At 77.3% G+C, this 22,966-nt stretch carries 20 protein-coding genes; 13 read left to right on the top strand and 7 right to left on the bottom strand.

Annotation, left to right across the window (positions count from 1 at the left end; translation table 11 throughout):
* Positions 1–233: 233 nt before the first annotated feature.
* The 5 genes from ACRYR7_RS11400 to ACRYR7_RS11380 are packed head-to-tail and all read left to right on the top strand — an operon-like array spanning position 234 to position 6,210.
* Positions 234–1,529 carry an ABC transporter substrate-binding protein gene (locus tag ACRYR7_RS11400; protein ID WP_432572209.1) on the top strand — a complete coding sequence of 432 codons (1,296 nt, stop codon included), beginning with the start codon at positions 234–236 and terminating at the stop codon, positions 1,527–1,529.
* A gap of 32 nt (positions 1,530–1,561) precedes the next feature.
* Positions 1,562–2,503, top strand: a complete 942-nt coding sequence (locus tag ACRYR7_RS11395) for a carbohydrate ABC transporter permease (protein WP_432572217.1) — start codon at positions 1,562–1,564, stop codon at positions 2,501–2,503.
* Positions 2,493–3,380 carry a carbohydrate ABC transporter permease gene (locus ACRYR7_RS11390; RefSeq protein ID WP_432572208.1) on the top strand — a complete coding sequence of 296 codons (888 nt, stop codon included), beginning with the start codon at positions 2,493–2,495 and terminating at the stop codon, positions 3,378–3,380. Before ACRYR7_RS11395 ends, ACRYR7_RS11390 begins: the two co-directional genes overlap by 11 nt.
* Positions 3,381–3,385: 5 nt before the next feature.
* Positions 3,386–5,146, top strand: a complete 1,761-nt coding sequence (locus ACRYR7_RS11385) for a hypothetical protein (protein ID WP_432572207.1) — start codon at positions 3,386–3,388, stop codon at positions 5,144–5,146.
* Positions 5,143–6,210, top strand: coding sequence for an SIS domain-containing protein (locus ACRYR7_RS11380; protein WP_432572206.1), 1,068 nt, complete (start codon positions 5,143–5,145; stop codon positions 6,208–6,210). The genes ACRYR7_RS11385 and ACRYR7_RS11380 overlap by 4 nt, the downstream gene beginning before the upstream one ends.
* Before the next feature lie 35 nt (positions 6,211–6,245).
* Here the strand turns inward: ACRYR7_RS11380 and ACRYR7_RS11375 are convergent, their stop codons facing one another.
* From ACRYR7_RS11375 to ACRYR7_RS11365, 3 genes are all read right to left on the bottom strand, one after another.
* Entirely contained in the window at positions 6,246–7,547 is a 1,302-nt protein-coding gene (locus tag ACRYR7_RS11375) for a hypothetical protein (RefSeq protein ID WP_432572205.1), read from the bottom strand.
* A 5-nt stretch (positions 7,548–7,552) separates the two neighbouring features.
* Positions 7,553–8,590 carry a glycosyltransferase gene (locus ACRYR7_RS11370; protein ID WP_432572204.1) on the bottom strand — a complete coding sequence of 346 codons (1,038 nt, stop codon included), beginning with the start codon at positions 8,588–8,590 and terminating at the stop codon, positions 7,553–7,555.
* 108 nt (positions 8,591–8,698) lie between these two features.
* The gene (locus ACRYR7_RS11365) at positions 8,699–9,568 is read right to left on the bottom strand and encodes a hypothetical protein (RefSeq protein WP_432572203.1); all 870 of its coding nucleotides are present in this window, start codon (positions 9,566–9,568) and stop codon (positions 8,699–8,701) included.
* 195 nt (positions 9,569–9,763) lie between these two features.
* Between ACRYR7_RS11365 and ACRYR7_RS11360 the strand changes: the two genes are divergently transcribed.
* From ACRYR7_RS11360 to ACRYR7_RS11340, 5 genes are all read left to right on the top strand, one after another.
* A complete protein-coding gene (locus tag ACRYR7_RS11360) occupies positions 9,764–11,944 on the top strand; it encodes a PP2C family protein-serine/threonine phosphatase (RefSeq protein ID WP_432572216.1) in 2,181 nt (726 codons plus the stop codon).
* A 164-nt stretch (positions 11,945–12,108) separates the two neighbouring features.
* Positions 12,109–13,182: a fatty acid desaturase family protein gene (locus tag ACRYR7_RS11355; RefSeq protein ID WP_432572202.1), complete on the top strand. Its 1,074-nt coding sequence runs from the start codon at positions 12,109–12,111 to the stop codon at positions 13,180–13,182.
* 163 nt (positions 13,183–13,345) lie between these two features.
* Positions 13,346–13,549: a cold-shock protein gene (locus ACRYR7_RS11350; RefSeq protein ID WP_166610356.1), complete on the top strand. Its 204-nt coding sequence runs from the start codon at positions 13,346–13,348 to the stop codon at positions 13,547–13,549.
* A 147-nt stretch (positions 13,550–13,696) separates the two neighbouring features.
* A complete protein-coding gene (locus ACRYR7_RS11345; RefSeq protein ID WP_432572201.1) occupies positions 13,697–14,932 on the top strand; it encodes a GGDEF domain-containing protein in 1,236 nt (411 codons plus the stop codon).
* On the top strand, positions 14,929–17,202 hold the full coding sequence (locus ACRYR7_RS11340) for a putative bifunctional diguanylate cyclase/phosphodiesterase (RefSeq protein ID WP_432572200.1): 2,274 nt from the start codon (positions 14,929–14,931) through the stop codon (positions 17,200–17,202). The genes ACRYR7_RS11345 and ACRYR7_RS11340 overlap by 4 nt, the downstream gene beginning before the upstream one ends.
* A 41-nt stretch (positions 17,203–17,243) precedes the next feature.
* Here the strand turns inward: ACRYR7_RS11340 and ACRYR7_RS11335 are convergent, their stop codons facing one another.
* Positions 17,244–18,185 (bottom strand): 1-phosphofructokinase family hexose kinase, encoded by a 942-nt coding sequence (locus tag ACRYR7_RS11335; RefSeq protein WP_432572199.1) that lies wholly within the window; start codon positions 18,183–18,185, stop codon positions 17,244–17,246.
* Between the two features lie 159 nt (positions 18,186–18,344).
* Between ACRYR7_RS11335 and ACRYR7_RS11330 the strand changes: the two genes are divergently transcribed.
* Positions 18,345–18,707, top strand: a complete 363-nt coding sequence (locus ACRYR7_RS11330; protein ID WP_432572198.1) for a hypothetical protein — start codon at positions 18,345–18,347, stop codon at positions 18,705–18,707.
* A 15-nt stretch (positions 18,708–18,722) separates the two neighbouring features.
* Here ACRYR7_RS11330 and ACRYR7_RS11325 read toward each other — a convergent pair whose 3' ends face one another.
* Positions 18,723–19,517, bottom strand: coding sequence for a phytanoyl-CoA dioxygenase family protein (locus tag ACRYR7_RS11325; RefSeq protein WP_432572197.1), 795 nt, complete (start codon positions 19,515–19,517; stop codon positions 18,723–18,725).
* Positions 19,518–19,649: 132 nt separating this feature from the next.
* On the opposite strand from ACRYR7_RS11325, the gene ACRYR7_RS11320 reads away from it, so the two are divergent.
* Complete coding sequence (locus ACRYR7_RS11320) at positions 19,650–20,729, top strand: cation diffusion facilitator family transporter (RefSeq protein WP_432572196.1); 1,080 nt, start codon at positions 19,650–19,652, stop codon at positions 20,727–20,729.
* 37 nt (positions 20,730–20,766) lie between these two features.
* Here the strand turns inward: ACRYR7_RS11320 and ACRYR7_RS11315 are convergent, their stop codons facing one another.
* Both ACRYR7_RS11315 and ACRYR7_RS11310 read right to left on the bottom strand, forming a co-directional pair.
* Entirely contained in the window at positions 20,767–21,504 is a 738-nt protein-coding gene (locus tag ACRYR7_RS11315) for a haloacid dehalogenase type II (protein WP_432572195.1), read from the bottom strand.
* Positions 21,482–21,745 (bottom strand): GlsB/YeaQ/YmgE family stress response membrane protein, encoded by a 264-nt coding sequence (locus ACRYR7_RS11310; protein ID WP_432572194.1) that lies wholly within the window; start codon positions 21,743–21,745, stop codon positions 21,482–21,484. Before ACRYR7_RS11310 ends, ACRYR7_RS11315 begins: the two co-directional genes overlap by 23 nt.
* Positions 21,746–21,891: 146 nt before the next feature.
* Here ACRYR7_RS11310 and ACRYR7_RS11305 point away from each other — a divergent pair, with 146 nt between their 5' ends.
* Positions 21,892–22,809 (top strand): D-isomer specific 2-hydroxyacid dehydrogenase family protein, encoded by a 918-nt coding sequence (locus tag ACRYR7_RS11305; RefSeq protein ID WP_432572193.1) that lies wholly within the window; start codon positions 21,892–21,894, stop codon positions 22,807–22,809.
* Positions 22,810–22,966 lie beyond the last annotated feature (157 nt).

Genomic DNA, 22,966 nt, shown 5'->3' with positions numbered 1-22,966 from the left:
GGGCGGGTTCTGCCTCAGTGCGACATGAAACCACGCGGGTCCCCGGAGCGGCAGTCCCGGCCCGGGGGAGTTCCACGACGGGGTTTCCCGCGGCCCTCCTTGCGCCGCAGTGAACACCGGGTGAAGACGATCGGCGGAAAGCGTTGACCGTTACCCATCACGCTGATAGACAACTCCCACTTCGCAGCAGTGGGGCTGCGGCTCGCTGCCACATCGACCCCTGGAGGACGGCCGTGGAACCAGTGACGACGACGAGCGCGACGGACCGCGGCACCCTCACGCGCCGGGCGGTGGTGGGAGCGGGCATCGCCACCGCCGCCACCGCGGCGCTCAGCGCCTGCGGCGGCTCCAGCGGGACCGGCGGGGACGGCCCCGCCACCCTGCGCTTCATCCTCTCCGGCGACACCACCCAGGGCGGCGGCTACGCCGCCATGGCGAAGAAGTACCAGGAGCAGACCGGCGTCGTCGTCGAGATCAACGACGTGCCCTACGACGACCTGGTCACCAAGCTGCGCAACGCGGTGCAGGCCGGCGACCTGCCCGCCCTGGCCCGCGCCAGCAGCGTCGACCCGCTGTGGGTGAGCGCGCTGCAGGACCTCAAGGACGTGGCGACCTCGCGCAACGTGATGCCCTCCCTCCTGGCCGAGGACGAGGACGGCCAGGTCCTGGCGCTGCCCAGCGACCTCACCGCCGTCGGGCTGTTCCTCAACAAGACGCTCTTCGACGCCGCCGGCGTCGCCTTCCCCACCACCGTGGACGACACCTGGTCCTGGGACGAGTTCGTCGCCGACCTGCGCCAGGTGCAGGCCGCCGGCGCCCGGTACGGCCTGGTCGTCGACCCCTCCGCGCACCGGCTGCGCTCGTTCCTCTACGAGTTCGGCAGCCGCGGCGTGGAGGAGAACCCCGACGGCACGTTCACGATGAACGAGCAGACCGCCCCGGCGCTGGAGTACTTCAAGAAGCTGCACGACGACGGGGTGGTGCCCACCTCGGTGTGGCTGTCCGGCGACGACGCCAGCGCCCTGTTCAAGAGCGGGCAGGTCGCCGCCTACTACTCCGGCGTGTGGCAGGTCACCGACTTCACGCAGAACGTCACCGACTTCGAGTGGGTCTCCGCGCCCCTGCCCAAGCAGCCCGTGCAGGCCACCAACCTCGGCACCAACTGGATCGTCGCCTTCGACGGCAGCGGGGTCGAGGAGGAGGCCAAGAAGTTCGTCGACTGGCTCTACACGGCGGAGAACTACGCCGAGCTGTCCACCGTCTCCGGGTTCCTGCCCGCCGTGGAGGACGTGGAGGTGCAGTACGCCGCCCGGCCCGAGGCGTTCGAGCTGTACAACGCCGAGATCGCCGCCTCCGACGACATCTGCGCCCGGCAGGTCACCGACAGCATCAAGAACAGCTACGCCGACCGCGGCATGGAGAACGAGCCGCTCAAGGACGAGGTCGTCAAGTACCTCAACGGCGAGCAGGACGTGGCCACCACGATCCGCCGCATCGAGGAGGCCACGACCCAGGCCCTGTCCGCGTGACCGCCCCGTCCGAGCGGTCCGCCGCCGGCACGGTGCCGCCGCCCGTCGCGGCACCGCTGCCGGCCGGCGCGCCGCGCGCCGGCACGCGGGCGCCGCGCGCGCGCCGGCCGCGCCAGCCGTGGGTGCCGGTCGTCTTCACCGGCGCCACCGTCGTGCTGTTCCTGCTGTTCTTCGTCTGGCCCGGCGCCCTGGGCGTCTTCTACTCCTTCACCGACTACCGCGGCGTCGGCTCCTACGACTTCGTCGGCCTGGAGAACTACTCCGAGCTGCTCGCCGACGAGGACTTCTACTCCTCGCTGGGGCGCACCTTCCTGTACGCGGCGCTGTCGGTGCCACTGCACTACGTCGTGGCCCTGGCCATCGCCGTGCTGCTGGTGAACCGCCACGCCCGCGGCGGCACCGCCGCGAAGTTCGTCTTCTTCGTGCCGTGGCTGGTCTCGCCCATCGTCGCCGGGGTGATCTGGCGCTGGCTGTTCGGCGAGAACTTCGGCTTCGTGAACTTCGTCATCACCTCGCTGGGCGGCGGCGCGGTGCCGTGGTCCTCCGACGGCGACCTCGCCCTCGCGGTGGTCCTGCTGGCCAGCACCTGGGGCGGCTCGGCGTTCAACATGCTGCTGTTCGTCGCCGCCATCAAGAACGTGCCCACCTCCTACTACGAGGCGGCCCAGCTCGACGGCGCCGGCGGCTGGCAGCGCTTCCGGCACATCACCCTGCCGAGCATCGCGCCCACCTCCGTGCTCGTGGTCCTGCTGTCCACCATCGGCTCCATGAAGGAGTTCGCGATGGTGCAGGCCCTCAACGGCGGTGGTCCCGGCACCGAGAACCGGCTCATCGTCCAGTACATCTACCAGACGGGTTTCGAGCGGGCCGAGGTCGGCTACGCCAGTGCCGTGTCCATGGTGCTCATGGTGATCCTCCTGGTGATCGCCCTGCTGCAGCTGTGGGTGGAGAAGAGGAGGAACCGTGACGCCTGAGGCGCCCGCCCGACCCGCGACCGGCCCCGCCCCGCAGCGCTCCCGCGGCACCGCCCGCCGCGGCGCGCTGGCGAGCGTGCTGCCCACCACCGCGCTGTGGCTGTTGGCCCTGGCCTTCGCCTTCCCGCTGCTGTGGTTCCTGCTGAGCTCCTTCAAGCCGGGCGGCGAGCTGTTCACCTACCCGCTCTCGCTGCTGCCGCGCGAGTGGACGGCCGAGGGGTACGGGCGCGCCTGGGCCGGCGTCGACTTCGCCCGCTACGCCGGCAACACCCTGCTCGTGGCCACCATCACCACCGCGCTGACCGTCCTGGTCAGCGCCGCCACCGGGTACGCGCTGGCGAAGTACCGCGCGAAGTGGCTCAGCGTGCTGTTCGTCTGCATCCTCGCCACCACGATGCTGCCCACCGAGGTCATCCTCTCCCCGACGTTCGCCGTCGTGCGCCAGCTCGACCTCTACAACACCCTCGCCGGCATCGTCGTGCCCTCCATCGTCACCGCCACCGGCATCTTCATGTTCCGGCAGTTCTTCCAGACCGTCCCCGACGAGCTGCTGCACGCCGCCCGCATCGACGGCGCGGGGGAGTTCGGCATCTTCTTCCGCATCATGCTGCCGATCAGCAGGCCGATCCTGCTGACGCTGGCGATCTTCTCCTTCCAGTGGCGCTGGAACGACTACATCTGGCCGCTCATCGTCCTCAACGACCCGGAGAAGTACACGATCCAGGTGGCGCTGCGCAGCCTGGTCGGCGCGGAGAACATCGACTGGACGCTGCTGCTGCCCGCCTCGGTGATCTCGATGGTGCCCCTGGCGCTGATCTTCGTGGTGTTCCAGCGCTACGTCATCGGCGCCGACCTCGGCGCGGGCCTGAAGGACTGAACCCCGTGACGACCCCCGCCGCCCCCGCCACCCCCGCCGCCGACGCCGACCCCGCCGTGGACGTCGGGTACCTGCACCTCCTCGTCGCCGGCGCGGACGCCGCCGCCGACGCCCACCTGCGCCGCGGCCCCGGGCAGGTCGCCGCCCTGCCGCACCGCGAGGCGATGCGCGCGGTCAAGGACCTGCTCGCCGTGCGCACCTGCCCGGCCTCGCGCCACGCCGGGTCCGCGCGCGCCCTGGCGGCCACCGCCCCGCTGCTGGAGCACCTGGAGTCCCTGCAGCACCCCGACGGCCTCTTCGACGGCGACAACCTCGCCTCCCCGCCCGACAGCAGCTTCACCGTCACCGACGCGTGCCTGGCCCTGCGCCTGGTCGCCCGCTCCGGCGACCCGGAGCTGGAGGACCTGGCGCAGCGGCTGCGCGGCACCGCCCGGCGCGCCGCCCCCGCGCTGCTGACCGGCGGGGTGCACACCCCGAACCACCGCTGGGAGCTGGCCGCCGCCCTGGCGCACCTGCACGAGCTGCTGGGCGAACCCGCGCTGCTCGAGCGCGCCCGCCAGTGGCTGGCCGAGGGCGTGGACGCCGACGCCGACGGGCAGTACTCCGAGCGCAGCGCGAACTACGCCGCCCACGTCACCAACCCCGCCCTGCTGACCCTGGCCCGCGCCGCCGGCCGCCCCGACCTGCTCGACGTGGTGCGCGCCAACCTGCGCACCACCGCCGCCCTGACCGACGCCGCGGGGGAGGTGGAGACGGTCCACTCCCGCCGCCAGGACCAGCGCGAGCGCTTCGACGCCGGCGCGTTCCTGTCGCAGTGGCGCCTCTTCGCCGTCCTGGACGCCGACCCGCTGCTGGTGGCCGCCGTGCGCGCCGCGCTGCGCCGGCCCGTGCCCGCGCCCGAGCACCACCTCGCCGAGCTGCTCCTGGACGAGCGCCTGGCCCGCCCGCTGCCCGACGCGCCCGCCCCGCCCGCGGAGTCCCGCACCGCCCTGCCCGTCAGCGGCCTCGTGCGCACCGTCACCGGCGGCAGCACCGTGACGGTGTTCGGCGGCGGCGACCACCACCGCTTCCCCGTCGTCGCCTCCGGCCTGGCCCACAGCTCCACGTTCCTGCGGCTGCGCCACGGCCGCGCCGTCCTGGACGCCGTGCGCCTGTCCCCGCACTTCTTCGGCACCGGCCCCTTCCGCGCCGACGGCCTGCGCGAGGACGGCGACGCGCTGGTGCTGCGCGAGTCCCGCACCGCCCGCTACTACCAGCCGCTGCCGCCGCAGCGCCGCTCGCCCGCCGGGGAGTACCGCCTGGAGCACGAGGGGCGCTTCCACGCCGCGATGAGCTTCTCGCAGCGCCCCGCCGACGAGCTGCACCTGGGCACCGAGGTGCGGGTGCGCACCACCCGCACCGGCGACGGCACCCTCACCGAGGTCGACGCCGCCTTCACCGGCACGCCCACCTCCTGGGTGCTGGCCCTGACGTTCCGCGACGGCGGGCGGTTCAGCGGCGTGCAGCCGGGCCCCGGCGGGACCCTGCTGCTGGCCGAGGGCACCGGCGCGTACCGCGTCGGCGACGACGAGGTGGAGTTCGGGCCCGGCCACGGCGCCGGGCCGGACCGCCCCGCCCGCTTCGACCCCGGCGAGCAGGTCGCCTACCCCGGCGGCGCCGACGACGTGCCCGGGCGCACCGTGCTGATCACCGGCCGCACCACCGCGCCGCTGCGGCTGCTGCTGCGCGCGCGCACCCTGCCCGGCGCGGGGGAGGGGCGCTCGTGAGCAGCCTCGTGGAGCGCTGCGCCCGCGAGCAGCCCGCCACGCTGCGCCGGGCGCTGCGCGAGCTGCCCCGCACCGCCGCCGGCCTCGCCGCCCGCGTCGCCGCCGACGTCGCCGGCCGCGGCGGGGCGGTGCGCTCGGTGACGCTGCTCGGCGCCGGCAGCTCCCTGAACGCCGCCCTGACCGCCGTGGACGCGTTCCGCGCCGCCACCGGCGCGCCCACGGCCGTGCACGAGTCCGTCGCGCTCGGCCGCGGCCCGGCCGCCCCCGAGCCCGGGCCCGGCGACCTGCTCGTCGCCGTCTCGCAGAGCGGGGCCAGCACCGCCACCGTGGCCGCCGCCGCACGGGCCGCGGCGGCCGGCGCCACCGCCGTCCTCGTCACCGCCGGGCCCGCCCCGGCCGGGGTGCTGCGCCTGGACGTGGCGTGCGGGCCGGAGGACGTCGGCGCCAAGACCAAGGGGTACGCGCACACCGTCCTGGCGCTGGCCGCCCTCGCCGCCGCGCTCGGCGGGCAGGGCCTGCCGCCCGGTTCGGGCGCGCTGCCCGGGGCCGTCGCCGCGCTGCTCGCCGACGACGGCGCCGTGCGCGCCACCGCCGCGGCCGCGGCCGCCGGCGCCCCGCTGGTGCTGCTGTCCTCCGGCCCCGACCTGGGCACCGTGCGCGAGGGGGCGCTGAAGTTCTCCGAGATCACCCGGCTGCCGGCGCGGTGGTCGTCGGGGGAGGAGTTCCTGCACGGCGAGCACCGCACCCTGACGCCCGCCACCCGCCTCGTCGTGGTCTCCGGGCCCACCGCCGACGCCGCCCGCGACCGCGACCTGGTGCGGGTGCTGCGCCGCGCCGCCGGGCACGTCCTGCTCGTCACCGGCGAGCGCCGGGCCGGCGACCACCCCGGCGGCACGCTCGTCGTGCCCGGCGACCTGCCCGCCGGGGTGTTCCCGGTCGCCGCCGTGGTGCCGCTGCAGCTGCTCGCCCTGCGCGCGGCCGCCGCGCGCGGCGTCGACCCCGACGAGGCCGTGCTCGCCGACCTCGTGCGCGAGTTCGGCACCAAGGCCGCCGCGGCCGGCTGAGGGCCCCGCCGCCGGCCGAGGGGCCCCGCCGGCCCTCAGCCGGCGTCGACCGGGTCGGCCGCCCGCGCCGGCTCCGCGCCGCGCGAGCGCGACGGCGCCCGGGCCGCGGCCACCACCGCCGCCGCCACGACCACCCCCACCGCCGCGGGCAGGCTGCGGTAGGTGAAGAACGCGTGGATCTGGGAGTGGTTGCTCAGCACGCAGTACCAGGCGGGCACCACCAGCGCCGGCGCCGCCAGCACCGCCGCCGCGGCCGGGCCCGCCGCGCCGTGCCGGTGCACCGCCAGCACCAGGTGCACCGCGACGAGCGCGCCCGCGGCCACCAGCACCGGCAGCGCCGTCGCCGAGCCGTCCACCCACGCCGACCAGTTGCGCACCAGGCCCGCGCCGAACTCCTGCGAGACGTCGCCGCCGTCCAGGCGGAACCGGCTGACCTCGCCGATCGCGGAGAACACCCCCGGCCCGTGCACGAGGGCGGCGACCACCCAGCGCGAGACCCAGGTGACCCCGAACGCCACCGGCCAGGCCACCCCGGCCGCCAGCACCGTGCGCAGCGTGGCCACCAGCGAACCCCGCCGCCGGTGCGCCACCAGGCCGGCCGCCGCCGCGCACAGCGCCCAGCTCATCGGCGGGACCGTCAGCAGGTCCACGTAGCAGAACAGCGCCGCCGCCCCGCCCGCGCCCAGCGCCGCCCCGCGCCAGCCGCCGCGCGCGGCGAGCGCGGTCAGCGCCACGCCCGCCGCCGCCCCCGCCAGGGCGATGCCGTGGCTGAGCGCGGTGGACGGCATCGCCAGCGCGTTCGTCGAGGCCGCCACCGGCAGCAGCAGCGCGAAGGCCGCCGCCCGCCCCGCCCGGCGCGCCAGGGCCAGGAACGCCGCCAGCGCCGCCAGCGCGAACAGGCCCGTGACCACCATCCGCAGCCCGGGCACGTCCGTCAGCGCCAGCACCGGGCGGGTGAGCACCGAGTACCCGCTCCAGTAGCGGAAGTACGTCGCCGGCGGCACCACCGACGCCCCGGCCGCCAGCGCCTCGACCTGCGCCGCGCCGTCCTCGCACGAGGCCAGCCGCGGCCCGCCGGTGGCGCGGAACCAGGCGCTGCGCGGGTCGTCGGCGGAGCTGACGCCGTAGCCGAGCACCACGCACTCGGTGAACCGGTCCGCGGTGCCGCCCACCCCGTCCGGGGCGTAGGGGGCGCCGTAGTCGCCGGTGCGCACCGCCTGCGCCAGGTGCCGCACGATCGGCCCGTTGGGCACCGCCTGCGCCGCGACCAGCAGCCCCAGCAGCACCGCCTGCACCAGCAGCAGGCCGACCGCGGCCCGCGCGGCGAAGCGCAGCACCGCCCTCACCGGCGGCGCCCCGGCGCCCGGTCCGCGTCCCGGTCCGCCCCCGCGCCGGGGCCGGAGCGCAGGTCCAGCTCGTGCGGGGCCGGGTACTGCAGGTACACCAGGCGCGAGGCCTCGTCGGAGGCGCGGTGCACCGCGTCCAGCACCACCCCCACCGCCGCGACGAGCACCGCGATCATCATCAGCGCCGAGGCCAGGATCGCCGTGGGGAACTTCGGCACCAGGCCGGTGCGCAGGAACTCCACGACCACCGGCAGCCCCAGCGCCAGCGAGAGCACCGCGACGAGCGCGCCCAGCAGCGCGTGCACCAGCAGCGGCCGCTCCAGGTGCGCCAGGCGCAGGATCCAGCGCAGGATCGCGAACCCGTCGCGGTAGGTGCGCAGCTTGCTCGCCGAGCCCTCCGGGCGGTCCCGGAAGCCCACCGGCACCTCGCGCTGGGGCACGCGCAGGTTCACCGCGTGCACGGTCAGCTCCGTCTCCACCTCGAAGCCGCGCGAGATCGCCGGGAACGACTTCACGAACCGCCGCGACATCACCCGGTAGCCGCTGAGCATGTCCGTCACCGGCGTGCCGAACACGCGCGAGACCACCGAGTTCAGCGCCCGGTTGCCGGCGGCGTGCCCGCGCCGGTACGCGGTGAGGGTGTCCGGGCGCCGGGTGCCCACCACGTGGTCCAGGCCCTCGGCGACCAGCAGGCGCACCAGGTCCCCGGCGGCGGAGGCGTCGTAGGTGTCGTCGCCGTCGATCAGGACGTAGGTGTCGGCGTCCACGTCGGCGAAGGCGCGGCGGATCACGTTGCCCTTGCCCGGGCGCGGCTCGAAGCGCACCACCGCGCCGTGCCGGGCGGCGACCTCCGCGGTGCGGTCGGTGCTGCCGTTGTCGTAGACGTAGACCACCGCGTGCGGCAGCGCCGCGCGCAGGCCGTCCACCACCGCGCCGACGGCCGCCTCCTCGTCGAGGCAGGGCACGACCACCGCGACCCGGCCGCCCGGTCCGCCGACCGGTCCGCCGCCGACCACGTCCCGTTCGACCTGCATGCGGGCGAGCCTAGGGCGTGCGCCCCGCCGCACCGTGCACCCTCGCTCACCCGGCGTCGCCACCGCGGGCGGTGCCGCGCCGGGCGACGCGGCCGCGGGCGGGGCGGGTCAGCCGCAGCCGGGGTCGCCCTCGGGCTCGACCAGCGCCAGCGCCGCCGCCGCGGCCGCGTCGCCCGGCGCCGCCCCGGCCGCGCCCGGGCGGGCCAGGCCCTGGCGCACCAGCTCCGCCTGCACCTGCAGCCCGTCGCCGGTGCGGTACCAGCCCGAGCCGGTGACCTCCACGGCCGTGCCCAGCGGCAGCAGGTCCAGCAGCGCCGCCGCGTACGCGTCGCGGCAGCCCGGCGCCGGCCGCACCCCGGCGAGCGGCACCGGTCGCGGCGCACCGGCGCCGCCGGCGACGACGGGCACCGGGCCGGCCGCCCACGCCACCACGCTGGACGCCGCGGCCGGGGAGGCGGTGGGGGAGGAGGTGGGCGAGGAGGTGGAGGGGGTGGCGGTGCCCGCCACGTCGCTCAGCCCGGGCGCCGCCGGCGCCGGGCCCGAGCCGCGCGCCGCCTCGGCCAGCTCCGCGCGCACCACCAGCGGGTTCGGCGGCGCGGCGCCCTCGTGCCGCACCGCCAGGCCGACGGCGAGCCCGCCCAGCACCAGCACCGCGCCCAGCGCCGCCAGCGCCCGCCGGGAGGCGGGCGGGGGCGCGCCGGCCGCCGCGCCGCCCGCCGGCGCCTCGCGGTGCTCCGGCGCGCGCTGCGGCCACGGGTCCGCGAAGCGCACCAGCTCGCCGGGGCCGGCCAGGTCCACCCGAAGCGCCCGGCCGCGCGCGGTGTAGCGCACGTCCACGGCCGCCGCGCGGTGCGGGGCGGCCGGGTCCCGGTGCACCGCGGCCACCACGGCCTTGGCCCCGGTGTGCAGCGGGCTCCCGGTGCCGCGGACCTTCACGGCGTCCCCGGGGCGCAGGTCGTCGGCGTCGGGTGCGTGCACGCCCCCCCATCGGCGCGCCCGGGCCGCTCCTGACCCGCGGGCCGGCCCCGCCGACCCCGCCGCCGATCCCGCCGCCGACCCGGAGGGTGACCCCGCCGGTGACCCTCTGGGTGGACGGCACCGCCGGTGGCCCGCCTAGGGTGGTGGTGGGCGGTCGAGCGTGCGGCCCCCGCGATCGAGGAGGTCCCGTTGGGGGTGGAGTCCGCGACGACGTCCGACGGGACGCCGTCGGTGCCGACGACCCCGGGCGCCGGGTCCGCCACCGACCTGTCCGTGGTGGCGGGCGGGGCGCCGGCCGCCGTGCTGCTGGTCGACCTGACCTCGCGCGCCGTCGTGCACGCCAACCCCGTCGCCGAGCAGCTCGCCCCCGGCGTGCGGCTGCCCGTCGGCCTGGACGACTGGTCCGACGCCGCGGACCTGCGCGACCTCGACGGCGCGGAGCTGTCCAGCACGGAGCACCCGCTGTCCCGGGTGGCGCGCTCGCTGCCCGTGGCCGGGCAGGCCGTCTCCGCCGCCCGCGTCAGCGAGCTGGGCCACCGCCGCGACCCGCTGTGGGTGGTGGCGCTGCCGATGCTCGGCGCGCCCGTGCTCGCCGACCACGCCCTGGTGGTCTTCCTGCCGCTGAGCCGGCGCGAGGCCGCCCGCGCCGCCGCCGACGCCGCCCAGGCGCAGGCGCAGGTGCGCGACCGGGCGGTGCTGGCCACCGGCATGTCGTTCACCGTGGCCGACGCCCGCGGTGAGGACCTGCCGCTGGTGTGGGTGAACCCCGCGTTCACCGCGATGACCGGCTACTCCCTGGAGGAGGTCGTCGGGCGCAACTGCCGCTTCCTGCAGGGCCCGGGCACCGACCGCGACGCGGTGCGCGCCATGCGCCGCGCCCTGGACGCCGGGGAGGAGGTCGCCACCACCCTGCTGAACCACCGCAAGGACGGCACGGCGTTCTGGAACCAGCTCCTGCTCAGCCCCGTGCACGGCCCCGACGGCGAGCTGACCCACTACGTGGGCATCCAGACCGACGTCACCGCCCGCGTGGACGCCGACGACGAGCGCGACCGGGCCCTGAGCGCCGAGCGCCGCGCCCGCGAGGACGCCGAGGCCGCCCACCGCGACGCCGAGTCCTCGCGCGCGCGCCTGGAGCTGCTGGCGGAGGCCACCAGCCGCCTGGCCGTCACCCTCGACGTCGCCGAGTGCCGCCAGCGGCTGCTGGACCTCGTCGTGCCCGGGCTGGCCGACTGGGCGCTGCTGGTCTCCACCGACGAGCAGGGCGGGGTGCACGACGTCGCCCCGCGCCACCGCGACCCCTCGCGCAGCGGCGAGCTGCACCGCTACGTCGACCGCTGGATCGCCTCCATCGCACCCGGCCCGCTGCTGCAGACCCTGCTCGGCGGCGAGCACGCGCGCCTGATCGCGGACTACGACTCCGAGCAGCGCCGGTGCGAGCGCGAGAGCTGGGTCGCCGACGCCTCGCTGCTCGAGCTCAGCGACGCCCTGGGGGCGGCGTCGGTGCTGATGGTGACGCTGCCCGGGCGCCGGCACAGCGCGGACCTGCTGGCGCTGGTGCGCGCCCCCGGCAGCCCGCGGCACACCCCCGACGACCTGCACGTGGCCGTGGACCTGGGCCGGCGCGCCGGGCTGATCCTGGACAACGCCCGCCTGTACGAGGAGCAGCACCGCATCGCCGCCACCCTGCAGAACAGCCTGCTGCCGCAGCTGCCCGCGGTGCCGGGGGCGCGCGCGGCCGCGCGGTACCGGGCCAGCGAGTCCGGCGCGCGCGTGGGCGGCGACTTCTACGAGCTCATCGACCTGCCCGGCGACGGCCTCGGCCTGGCCGTCGGCGACGTCGTCGGCCACGACGTCATGGCCGCCGCCGCGATGGGCCACCTGCGCGGCCTGCTGCGCGCCAGCGCCTGGGACACCACCGGGCCGGCGCCCTCGCTGGTGCTGGACCGCGTCGACCAGCTCCTGGACGGGCTGGGCATGACGACCATGGCCACGCTGGCGTACGCGCGGGCCACCGCCGCCGAGGACGGCTCCTGGCTGCTGGAGCACGCCACCGCCGGCCACCCGCCGCTGCTGGTGCGCGGTCCCGACGGGCGCGTGGAGGTCCTCGACGACGTCCACGGCCTGATGCTGGGCGTGCAGCCCTCCGTGCGCACCGGCGGCAGCCGGCGCCTGGAGCCCGGCTCGACGGTCCTGGCCTACACCGACGGCCTCGTCGAGCGCCGCGGCGAGGAGCTCAGCGTGGGCCTGGCGCGCCTGGCGCGCACCCTCGCCGACGCGCCCGAGGACGTCGAGGAGCTGTGCGAGCACCTGCTGGCCCGCCTCGGCGACACCGACGACGACGTGGCCTTCGTCGCGCTGCGCCTGGGCGGCTGATCCGGCAGGATCGGGAACCAACGGCGTCGCGGGCGTGTTCCACTGTTCGAGGGCGCCGCACGCAGACGCGGCCGCCCTCAGCTGTGACACCCAGCCCGGGCGCACCGCACCGCTTTCCACCAGGCGCGGCCCGCACCACGGTCATCGCGCCCGAGAGGACGTCAGTGACCACCACCACCGCGTCGACCGGGACCACCGGTCCCCGCCGGAGCAGCACCCCCTACGGCAAGCTCACCGCCCTGGTCCAGGAGGCGGGCCTGATGCGCCGCCGCCGCGGCACCTACTGGACGCGCATCGCCGCCACCACCGCCGCCTTCGCGGCCGTGGCCGCCGGCACCGTCCTGCTGCGCGACTCCTGGCTGGTCCTGCTGCCCGCTGCGGCGCTCGCGGTCGTGATCACGCAGTTCGCCTTCCTGGGCCACGACGCCGCCCACCGGCAGATCTTCGCCACGCACCGGCACAACGAGACCGCCTCGCACGTCTTCGCCGCCTTCGTCGCGGGCCTGAGCTACGGCTGGTGGATGGGCAAGCACACCCGCCACCACCAGGCGCCCAACCACCGCGGCATCGACGGCGACATCGAGTCGGGCGTGGTGTCCTTCCACGAGGAGGCCGCCGCCAGCCGGCGCGGGTTCCTGCGCTGGTTCACCCGCCACCAGGGCCTGTTCTTCGTGCCGCTGCTGGCCTTCGAGGGCTTCGTGCTGCACATCGAGAGCACCCGCTCGCTGCTGACCGGCAAGCGCAGCAAGCGCCGCACGGTGGACGCCTCGCTGATCGTGGCGCACTGGGCGGTCTACGCGTCCTCCGCGGTGCTGCTGATGGGGCCGTGGAAGGCGCTGGCGTTCTTCGGCGTGCACATGGCCGCGTTCGGCTTCTGCATGGGCGGGGCCTTCGCCCCCAACCACGTGGGCATGCCGATCGTCCCGCGCGAGAAGAAGGTGGACTACATCCGCCGGCAGGTGCTGACCTCGCGCAACGTCTCCGGCGGCTGGTTCGTCGACCTGGTCATGGGCGGGCTGAACTTCCAGGTGGAGCACCACCTCTTCCCGAGCATGCCGCGCCCGAACCTGCGCAAGGCGCAGCCCTTCGTGCGCCAGTTCTGCGCCGAGCACGAGATCCCCTACACGGAGACGACCTTCCTGGGCGCCTACCGGTCGATCATCGTCTACCTCAACGAGGTCGGCCTGGCCGCCCGCAACAGCTTCAGCTGCCCCCTGGTCTCCCAGCTGCGCAGCTGACGACTCGCACCCCTGCCGGGCCCGTGCTACGGTCGAGGAAGTCGCTGTTCTCGATGTGCTGACAACACCCGGGGATTTCAACTCGAGGGTCTTCAGCTTTCCGAACGGTCAGCCCCTCCGCGACGAGCTCCTGACGGAGCGCAACACCCCCAGGAGGCCAACCATGGCTCAGGGCACCGTGAAGTGGTTCAACGGCGAGAAGGGCTACGGCTTCATCGCCCCCGAGGACGGCTCGGCCGACGTGTTCGTGCACTTCAGCGAGATCCAGGGCAGCGGCTACCGCAGCCTCGAGGAGAACGACCGCGTCGAGTACTCCGTGACGCAGGGCGCCAAGGGCCCCCAGGCGAGCGGCGTCACCCGCCTCTGATCGTCCCGACCACGGCCCCCGCACCCACCAGGGTGCGGGGGCCGTGGTGCGTCCGGGGCCGGGGGCCGCTGCGCCGGGCGGGTGAGCCGCACCCCGGACCGCCCCCGGACGCTGCAGCCGCCCGCCCCGGCTGTCGAGAACCACGGGGTGAGCAGCACCACCGCGCCCCCGGACCGCCGCCCGCGGGCCGCGCGCCGCGCGCTGGACGACCTGCTCACCCCGCTGGCCGACGGCCCGGCGGAGGCGGCGTTCTGGCAGCGGCACACCCGCACCGGCGTCGTCCTGACCCTCGTGTGCGTGGTCCTGGTGCTGCTGCGCGCCTGGACGGGCCAGCCGCACCCGCACCGCGCCGGCCTGAGCGCCGTGGCGCTGGTCATGGCCGCCGGCGTGGGCCCCCTGCTGCTGGTGCCCGCCGGCCGGCTGGCCGGCTCGCGCGCGGGCCGGTCCTTCTTCGTCACCTGGAACCTCGTCTCCCTGGCCGCCGTGGAGCTGTGCGTCGTCCTCGACGGCGCGGCCCACGCCTCCGGGGACAGCCCGCTGCGGCTGCTGCACCTCCTGTCGGTGGTCTTCCTCGCGGCGGCCTACCCGCCGGTGTCGGTGGGCGCCCTGGGCGTGCTGGCGCTGTGCCTGGACACCGCCACCGCCCTGCTGCTGGGCGTGCCGACCGAGCGGGTCGTCATCACCCAGGGCGTGCTCGCCACCACCGTCCTGGTGGCCACCTGGTCCGCGGCCGCGCGCCACGAGCTGCGCGACCAGCAGCGCGCCACGGCCCGCCGGCTGGAGGTCCTGGCCGACACCGACCCCCTCACCGGGTGCCTGAACCGCCGCGCGTTCCTGCGCCGCCTGCGCCAGTCCCCGCCCCGCCCCGAGCCCTCGCCCTGCCTGCACCTGGTGGACCTCGACGGCTTCAAGGCCGTCAACGACACCGCCGGGCACGCCGCCGGCGACGAGCTGCTGGTGCGCGTGGCCGAGGCGCTGCAGCGCGCCGCCGGCGCCGGCGGCACCGTCGCCCGCCTGGGCGGCGACGAGTTCGCCGTCTTCCACGGCGCGGAGGACCCGGGCGCGCTGGCGGAGTCCGTGCGCGCGCAGGTCGCCGCCGCCGGCGCCGCGCACGGCGTCACCGCCAGCGTGGGCTCCACGCCCCTGCGCGCCGGGGAGGACCCCGTGGACGCGCTGCGCCGCGCCGACGTGGCCATGTACGCCGCCAAGGAGCGCGGCGGGGACTCCGTCGTCGGGGAGGGCGTCGGGGAGGGCGTCGGGGAGGGCGTCGGGGAGGGCGCCGGGGAGGGCGCGGACGCGCCGGCCGGCCCGCCGCGGTCCCGGTGCGCGGTGCGGCGGGCCCGCCGCGAGCGGGACGCGCGCCCGGCGGGGAGCGCCCCGTGAGCGCCGCCGCCCGCGAGCGGGTCCTCGCCGCGCTGCTGGCCGCGGGGGCGCTGACCGCCACCGCCCTGTCCCTGGTGCCCGGCGCCGCCGCCGCCGCCTCCGCCGTGCAGGCCGCCCTGTGGGTGGCGGTGGTCGCCGCGCTCGCCGCCCGCGCCGCGCGCGGGACGGGGCGGGCCCCCTGGGCCTGGTTCGCCGCGGGCCTGGCGCTGCTCGTGGCCGGGCGCCTGGCGCTGCTCGCCTCCGCCGGCAGTGCCCTCGTGGGCCCCGACGTGCTGGACCGGCACGGCTGGCTGCTGCTCGCCACCCTCACCGGCTACGCCCCCTTCTGGGCCGGGCAGGTGGCGCTGCTGAAGCAGCGGGTGCGCGGGGCGCGCGACTCCTGGCTGGACGGCCTGCTCGCCGCCACGCTGCTCGCGGCCGTGTGCGCGGCGGTGTTCCTGGAGCCCCTGCAGCGCACCACCGGCATGGGCCCGGCCGCCGTCTCCGCCGCCGTCGGGCGCCCCGCGCTGGACGTGCTGCTGCTGGTGCTCGCGCTGGCCACGTGGGCGCTGGCGGGCCCGCGCTCCGACCGCCGCCTGCCGCTGGCCGCCGCGGCGTTCGCGCTGATCACCCTGGCCGACCTCACCGACCTGGCGCGCCTGGCCGGGCTGGCCGGCGCCGTCGCGGCCGTCTCGCCGGTGTCCGCGGCGGTGGACCTGGGCCGGCTGGCCGCGGCGGCGCTGCTGCTGCTGGCCTCGCGCCGGCCCGCGGGCGCGGGGGAGCCGCGCACGTCCCCGGCGGGGGCCGTGATGCTGGCGCCGGTGCTGGTGCTCGTGGGCAGCCTGGCGCTGCTCGCCGTGGACCAGCGCCACCCGCTGCCGGGCGCGGCCGTCGCGCTGGCCCTCGCGGCCGCCGGCGGCGTCACGGTCAAGGTCGTCGTGGCCTTCCTGGACCAGGTGCGGCTGGCCGACAGCCACCGCCAGGCCGTCACCGACGACCTGACGGGCCTGGCCAACCGGCGGGCGCTGTTCCACCGCCTGGAGCAGGCCGGCGCCGGCGGCCACGGCGTCGGGCTGCTGCTCGTGGACCTCGACCGCTTCAAGGACGTCAACGACACCCTGGGCCACCACCGCGGCGACGAGCTGCTGCGCGCGGTCGCCGCGCGGCTGGGCGCCCGCCTGCCCGGCGGGGTGCTGCTGACGCGCCTGGGCGGCGACGAGTTCGCGCTCGTGGTGCCCGGTGCCGGCACGGCGGGCGCGCGGGCCCTGGCCGACGGCCTGATCGCCGCCCTCGCCGAGCCCTTCGAGGTGGGCGGCACCGCCGTGCACGTCGGCGCCAGCATCGGCGTGACCGCCTCCGCCGCCGCCCCCGCCGCCCTCGACGACGCCCTGGAGCTGCTGCGGCAGGCCGACACGGCCATGTACGTCGCCAAGCGCGCCGGCGGCGGCGTGGCCGTCTACGACGAGGAGGTGGACCGCGGCGCGCGCGAGCGGCTGCAGCTGCTGGAGGAGCTGCGCACCGCCCTGGCGGAGGGCCAGCTCGTGGCGCACTACCAGCCGCAGGTGGACGTGCGCTCCGGCCGGGTCGTGGGGATGGAGGCGCTGGTGCGCTGGCAGCACCCCGAGCGCGGCACGCTGCCGCCGGCGGCCTTCCTGGACCTGGCCGAGGAGCGCGGGCTGACGGGGCGCCTCACCGAGGTGGTGCTGCGCCGGGCCGTGGCGGAGGCGGTGCGCTGGCGCGAGGCCGGCCACCCGCTGCGCATCGCGGTGAACGTGGCCACCAGCTGCCTGCTGAACCGGTCGCTGCCGGTGCTGGTGCGCGAGGTGCTGCACGAGGCGGGCCTGGAGCCGTCCGCGCTGGTCGTCGAGATCACCGAGACCACGCTCATGCAGGACCCCGAGCGCAGCCGCCGCACCGTGGCCGAGCTGCTCGCGGTGGGCGCCGCCGTGAGCATCGACGACTACGGCACCGGCTACTCCAGCCTGGCGTACCTGCGCGACCTGCCCGCCGTGGAGCTGAAGCTGGACCGCACGTTCACCGCGCGGGTCACCGCCGACGAGCGCTCCGCCGCGATCGTCGCCGGCACCGCGGACCTGGCCCACAGCCTGGGGATGCGGCTGCTGGCCGAGGGCGTGGAGGACGCGGCCACGCTGCACCGCCTGGCCCAGCTCGGGGTGGACGAGACGCAGGGCTACCACCACTGCCGGCCGGTGCCGGCCGAGGAGGTGCTCGGCTGGCTGGAGCGCTTCGAGGCGCGCCCGGCCGCGGCGCTGCTGGCCCCGCGGCCCTAGCCGGGGCTGGGGCGTCGGGGCCCTGGCCGGGCCGGGGCGCGTCAGTCGAGGCGGTGCACCCGTACTCGCCGCGCCACGGCCTCCACCGCGTCGGCGTGCCCGGTGCCGTAGCCCTGCCGGGTCACGTTGACCGCGCCCGCGGCCGCGGCGGTGCGCACCGCCTCCAGCACCTCCGCGCCCTGCGCCAGCCGCGCCGCGACCGCCCCGCTCATCGAGTCGCCCGCGCCGCGGAACTGCACCGCCGTGAAGCTCGGCACCTCCAGGCGGTGCGCGCCCTCGCCGGTGAGCACCAGCGGCGGCTGCGCCGCCCGCGTGACCAGGACGTCCACCGCGCCGGCGTCGCGCAGCCGGCGGGCGCGCGCGAGCAGTTCCCCGACGTCGTCGGCGTCGGCCTCCCCGTCGCCGGGCAGCTCGTCGTGGGCGACCTTCAGCAGGTCCACCCCGCCCTCCAGGGCCTGCCGCAGCGCCTCGCCGGACAGGTCCGCCACGACCTTCGCGCCCTGCGCGCGCGCGTCGGCGGCCAGGCGCCGGAAGACGTCCGCGGGCAGCACCCGCTCGTGCTCGGGGCCGGTGAGGACGAGGACCCCGCTGTCCAGCGCCGAGGTGATCGCCGCGGTGAACAGGTCGTCGACCTCGTGGCGGCTCAGCGTCGCGGTGGACTCCGCCACCCGGTCGGCCTTCTCCGCGTCCTGCTCGTCCTCGAAGCCGCGGTGGTCCAGCACCACCACGGCCGTGGAGGAGCCGGTGCCCACCGCCCGGGTCGCGATGCCCTCGGCGGCCAGCAGCGCCACCGTGGCGGTGCCGGACTCCCCGCCCACCGGCAGGCACAGGCGCACGTCCGCGCCCAGGCGCGCGGCCATGCGCGCCACCCACACGCCCTGCCCGCCCGGGTGCAGGTGGATCTCCACCTCCCCGCTCGTCGTGGGTTCCACCAGCACCCGCAGGGCCGGGGAGGGAGCGAAGACCGTCACGCTCTGGCTCACGAGGGCGAACGTACGGTCCGCGCGCCGCCCCCGCCCGCCGGCGCCGCGGGGCCGGGCGGGTGGTGCGCGCCCCGCAGCGCTCAAGGCCGCGGCCCGCACCGCCGAGGACCCCACGGGAGCGGGCCCCTGCCGGGCGCCGCCCGGACCCGGGAGGACCCCATGGACATCGAGAACGCGGCGGGCGAGAGCACCGCCGAGGCCCCCGTGCGCGGCGCGCAGACCGTCGCCCCCGTCCAGGCGTCCGCGCTGCGCTTCGCCGCCTCGATCCTCGGCGAGGGCGGCTACACGCCCGAGGCGCAGCTCAACGGCACCCTGTCGGCGCCCTCGCGGGTGGCCGAGCCGGTCGCGCAGCCGGTCGCGCAGCCCGTCGCGCAGCCCGTCGCCGAGCCCGTCGCGCCGCCGGTGGCCGCGCCCGTGGCCGCACCGGTCGCGCCGCCGGTGGCCGAGCCGGGCGCGCCGGTGGAGCGCAAGGGGTGGTTCGGCCGGCTGCTCGACAAGCTGCTCGGCCGCGGCCGCGGCTGAGGCGCCGCGGGCCGCTCAGCCGCCCGCGAGCGCGTAGGCGGCGTGCGCCGGCCGCGGTGCCGGCACGCTCCAGCGCGGCGCGCGGCGCCCGCTGCTGAACACCCCGTGCAGCAGCAGGCGGTCGCGGCCCACGGCGGGGGAGCGGCGGTGCATGCCGCGCGGGTCGGCGAACACCACGGTGCCCGCCGGGCCGCCCAGCGCCTCGAACGTGCCGGGGGGCGCACCTCCGCCGCGGCGGTCCAGGTGGCTGCCGCGCACGTAGTGCAGCGGCCCGTCGCCGTCGCGCTCGTCGTCCAGGTGCACCCAGACCTCCAGGTCGGGCCGGCGCCCGCCCGGGCCGCGCTGCCAGCGGCGCGGCGGGGCCGGGGCGGGGGCGGCGACCTCCAGCCAGGCGGCGGCGCGCACGCTGCGCACGGCCCGCTCGCAGTACGCCTGCGCGACGCACCCCAGGACGGGGTCCTCCAGCAGCCGGCGGCAGGCGCCGGCGGGCACGTCCTCGCCCAGCAGCGCCACGCGCTCGTCCTCGGCCGGGCGGTCCCACGGCCCGGCGGGCCCGGCCGGCGCGGCCGCCCGGCACCGCTGCTCGGCCACCGCCGGGGCGCGGCGCTCGACGAGCGCGCGGGCGCAGTCCAGGACCTCGGCGAGGACGCCGGCGTCGCCGGTCAGGGCCGCCACGCTCGTGCGGGCGATGCCGTCGCTGCGCAGCTCGGCCACGACGCGCCCCGCCTCGGGCAGCACGACCGTCCGCTCGCGCGCCCACCGGCGCGGGCGGCGACCCCTGCGCTCGCCCTCGTCCGCTGACGTCTTCACACCCGACCTCCTCACGGTGATCGACCGACCTTACCGTGCCTTTCCGTAATGTCTTGGTGACGCACCGCAGCCATGTCGGGCCGGCGAACGGTTCGCCGTGTGCACCACCACCCGGCGGGGTACAGCACCGGCGTGGCCGACGAGACGCGCGGGACCGTGCTGCTGGCGCTGAGCGCCAACCTCGGGGTGGGGCTGGCCAAGGCCGTGGGCGGGGCCGTCACCGGCTCCAGCGCGCTGCTGGCCGAGGCGGCGCACTCCGTGGCCGACACCCTCAACGAGGTCTTCCTGCTGCTCTCCCTGCGGCGCGCCGAGCGGCCCGCCGACCGCACCCACCCCTTCGGGTACGGCGGAGAGCGCTTCTTCTGGTCGCTGCTGGCCGCGGTGGGGATCTTCGTCTCCGGCGCCGTCTTCTCCGTCGCCGAGGGCGTCAGCTCCCTGACCGGCGAGCCGGAGGAGACAAGCGACCGGCACTTCCTGGTGATCTACCTCATCCTCGGCTTCTCGCTGGTGCTCGAGGGCGCCTCCCTCACCAAGGCGCTGCGGCAGGTCGCGCGCGAGGCCGGCGCCGCGCGCCGGCGCCCGCTCACCTACGTGCTGCGCAGCCCCGACCCCACCGTCAAGACCGTCGCCAGCGAGGACACCGTCGCCGTGCTCGGCGTCCTCGTCGCCCTGGCCGGCACCGTCCTGCACCAGGTCACCGGCTCCGGCGTCTACGACGCCGCCAGCTCCATCGCCATCGGCCTGCTGCTGGCGCTCGTGGCGTTCCTGCTCGGGCGCGACACCGCCGAGCTGCTCATCGGCGAGGCCGCCGACCCCGCCGTGCGGACGGAGGCCGTGCACGTGCTCACCGCCGAGGAGGGCGTCGAGCGCGTGCAGGAGGTGCTCACCCTGCAGCTGGGGCCCAGGAACGTGCTCGTCGCCGCCCGGGTGCAGTTCGCAGCCCACCTCGGCGCCGTCGCCGTGGAGGAGCTGTGCACCCGCGCCGAGCTGGAGATGCACCGGCGCGTGCCCGACATCACCCAGGTCTTCCTCGACCCCAGCCGCGTCACCACCGAGGCCGACGCCGCCGCCCGCCGCCGGCTGCGGGTCACCGAGCGCGAGGCCGCCGCCCTGCTCGACCCCGCCGGCGCCGCGCCGGCCGACCCGGGCCCGGTGGGCGCCACCGCCGTGCCGCACCCGCGCACCCGCACCGCCCGCCGCCTGCGCTCCTGAGGCCCGACCGCCCCGGGACGGGCCCGCTCGGGCCCGCTCAGGGCAGGGCCAGCACCAGGTCGGCCAGGGCGTCCACGCCCGTCGCGCTCAGGTCGGGGGTGCGCGAGGCCGACGGGTACGGCCGGCCCTCGCGCTCCACCAGGGCCGTGCGGAACCCCGCGCGGGCCGCGCCGTCCAGGTCCCACGGGTGCACCGCGACGAAGAGCACCTCCCCGGCCGGCCGCCCGCCCACCGACAGGGCGTGCGCGTACGCGCCCGGGTGCGGCTTCCACACCCCGGGCACCTCCACGGACAGCACGTGCGAGAACTCCGCGCGCACCCCGGCGCGCTCCAGCAGTTCCTCGCACTGCGCGCCCGAGCCGTTGGTGAACGCCGTCAGCTCCACCCCCGCCGCGCGCAGCCGGCGCACCCCCGCGGGCACGTCCGGGTGCACCGTGAACTCCGAGAACGCCCCCAGCGCGAACTCCACGGCCTCCTCCAGGTCGCGGTCCAGGTGCTCGCGCACCCCCCGCGCGCCCAGGTCGGCGCGCAGCACGTCCTGCGCCACGCGGCGGAAGGGCACCGGCTCGCCGGCGAACGTGCGGGCGAAGCCGTCGCGCAGCACGGAGGGCAGGAAGCGCGCGTGCAGCCGCTCGGCGGGGGCGCCCAGCGCGTGCAGCCGCGCGCGCAGGGCCGCGGTGTCCGAGAGCGTCTCGTTGACGTCGAACACCGCGGCGCGCGGGCGCACGGTCAGCGGCACGGGGGGCGGGGCGTCAGCGCCGGACGGCGCGGCCACGCCCGGCGACCAGGGAGACGCCGACCGCGGCGAGGACGACCTGGATGACCAGCACGATGAAGCTGAAGCCGTCGCGGCCGAGGTTCAGGGCCGCCCCGACGGCGGTGCCGACGACCGCCGCCACGATGCCGATGAGGATCGTCATGAGGATGCCGATGTTCTGCCGGCCCGGCAGCACCAGGCGCGCCAGGGCCCCGATGACGAGGCCGACGACGACGGCGGAGAGGAACGAGATGCCCATGGTCAGTGCCCTTCCCGTGGCGGGTGCTGGAACTCCTGGCTCGCGACCGTAACCCCGCCGCGCACCCATCGCCCGCCGAGATCGCCGGGGTGCGGCGCGCTCCCTAGGGTGGCCGCGTCACGCCCACCCAGCAGGAGGAGAGCACCGTGCCCGACACCCCCGCCGTCCACGTCGGCCCCGGCGAGCGCGAGGAGCTGCAGGAGGCCGTGCGCCGCGCCGGCGGGCGGGTCGCCGACCTCGACGGCGCCGACGCCGTCGTGTGGGCCGGCGGCCCCGGCGACCTGCCGGAGCTGCCCGGTTCCGTGCGCTGGGTGCAGCTGCCCTCCGCCGGCATCGAGAGCTGGTTCGCCGCCGGCAGGGTCGACCGCGAGCGCACCTGGACCTCCGCCGCGGGCGCCTACTCCGACGCCGTCGCCGAGCACGCCGTCGCGCTGCTGCTGGCCGGCGTGCGCGGCCTGGCCGTCTCCGCCCGCGCCCGCACCTGGGACGCCGAGGCGTCCGCCGCGCCGCAGTCCACCCTGCGCGGCACCACCGTCGCGATCGTCGGTGCCGGCGGCATCGGGCGGGCGATGGTCCCGGCCCTGACCGCCCTGGGCGCCTCCGTGATCGCCGTGACCCGCCGCGGCCACGACGTGCCCGGCGCGGAGCTGACCCTGCCCGCCGACCGCACCGGAGAGGTGTGGGAGCGCGCCGACCACGTCATCCTCGCCGCCCCCGCCACCAGCGAGACGCAGGCCCTCGTCGGCGCCGAGCAGCTCGCCGCCCTGGGCCCGCAGGGCTGGCTGGTCAACATCGCCCGCGGCAGCCTGGTCGACACCGGCGCCCTCGTCGACGCCCTGGCCCGCGGCACGATCGCCGGCGCCGCCCTCGACGTCACCGACCCCGAGCCGCTGCCGGACGACCACCCCCTGTGGAGCGAGCCGCGCGCGCTGATCACCCCGCACGTGGCCAACCCCCCGCAGCTGCAGGCCGGCGGCCTGGCCGCGCGCGTGGAGGAGAACGTGCGCCGCTTCGCCGCCGGGGAGGAGCTCGTCGGCCTCGTCGACGTCGACGCCGGCTACTGACCGCCCGCCCCCTCCTGGTCCCCACCCCCTCACCAACTCACCCCGCCCCATCGACCTGCCCGCCTCCTCCCCCGGGGGGGGGGGGGGGGGGGGGGGGGGGGGGGGGGGGGGGGGGGGGGGGGGGGGGGGGGGGGGGGGGGGGGGGGGGGGGGGGGGG

The organism is Kineococcus gurbantunggutensis, from assembly GCF_050871925.1.
In the GTDB taxonomy this organism is placed as follows: Bacteria; Actinomycetota; Actinomycetes; order Actinomycetales; family Kineococcaceae; genus Kineococcus.
This window is presented reverse-complemented; position numbering and strand designations above follow the sequence as displayed.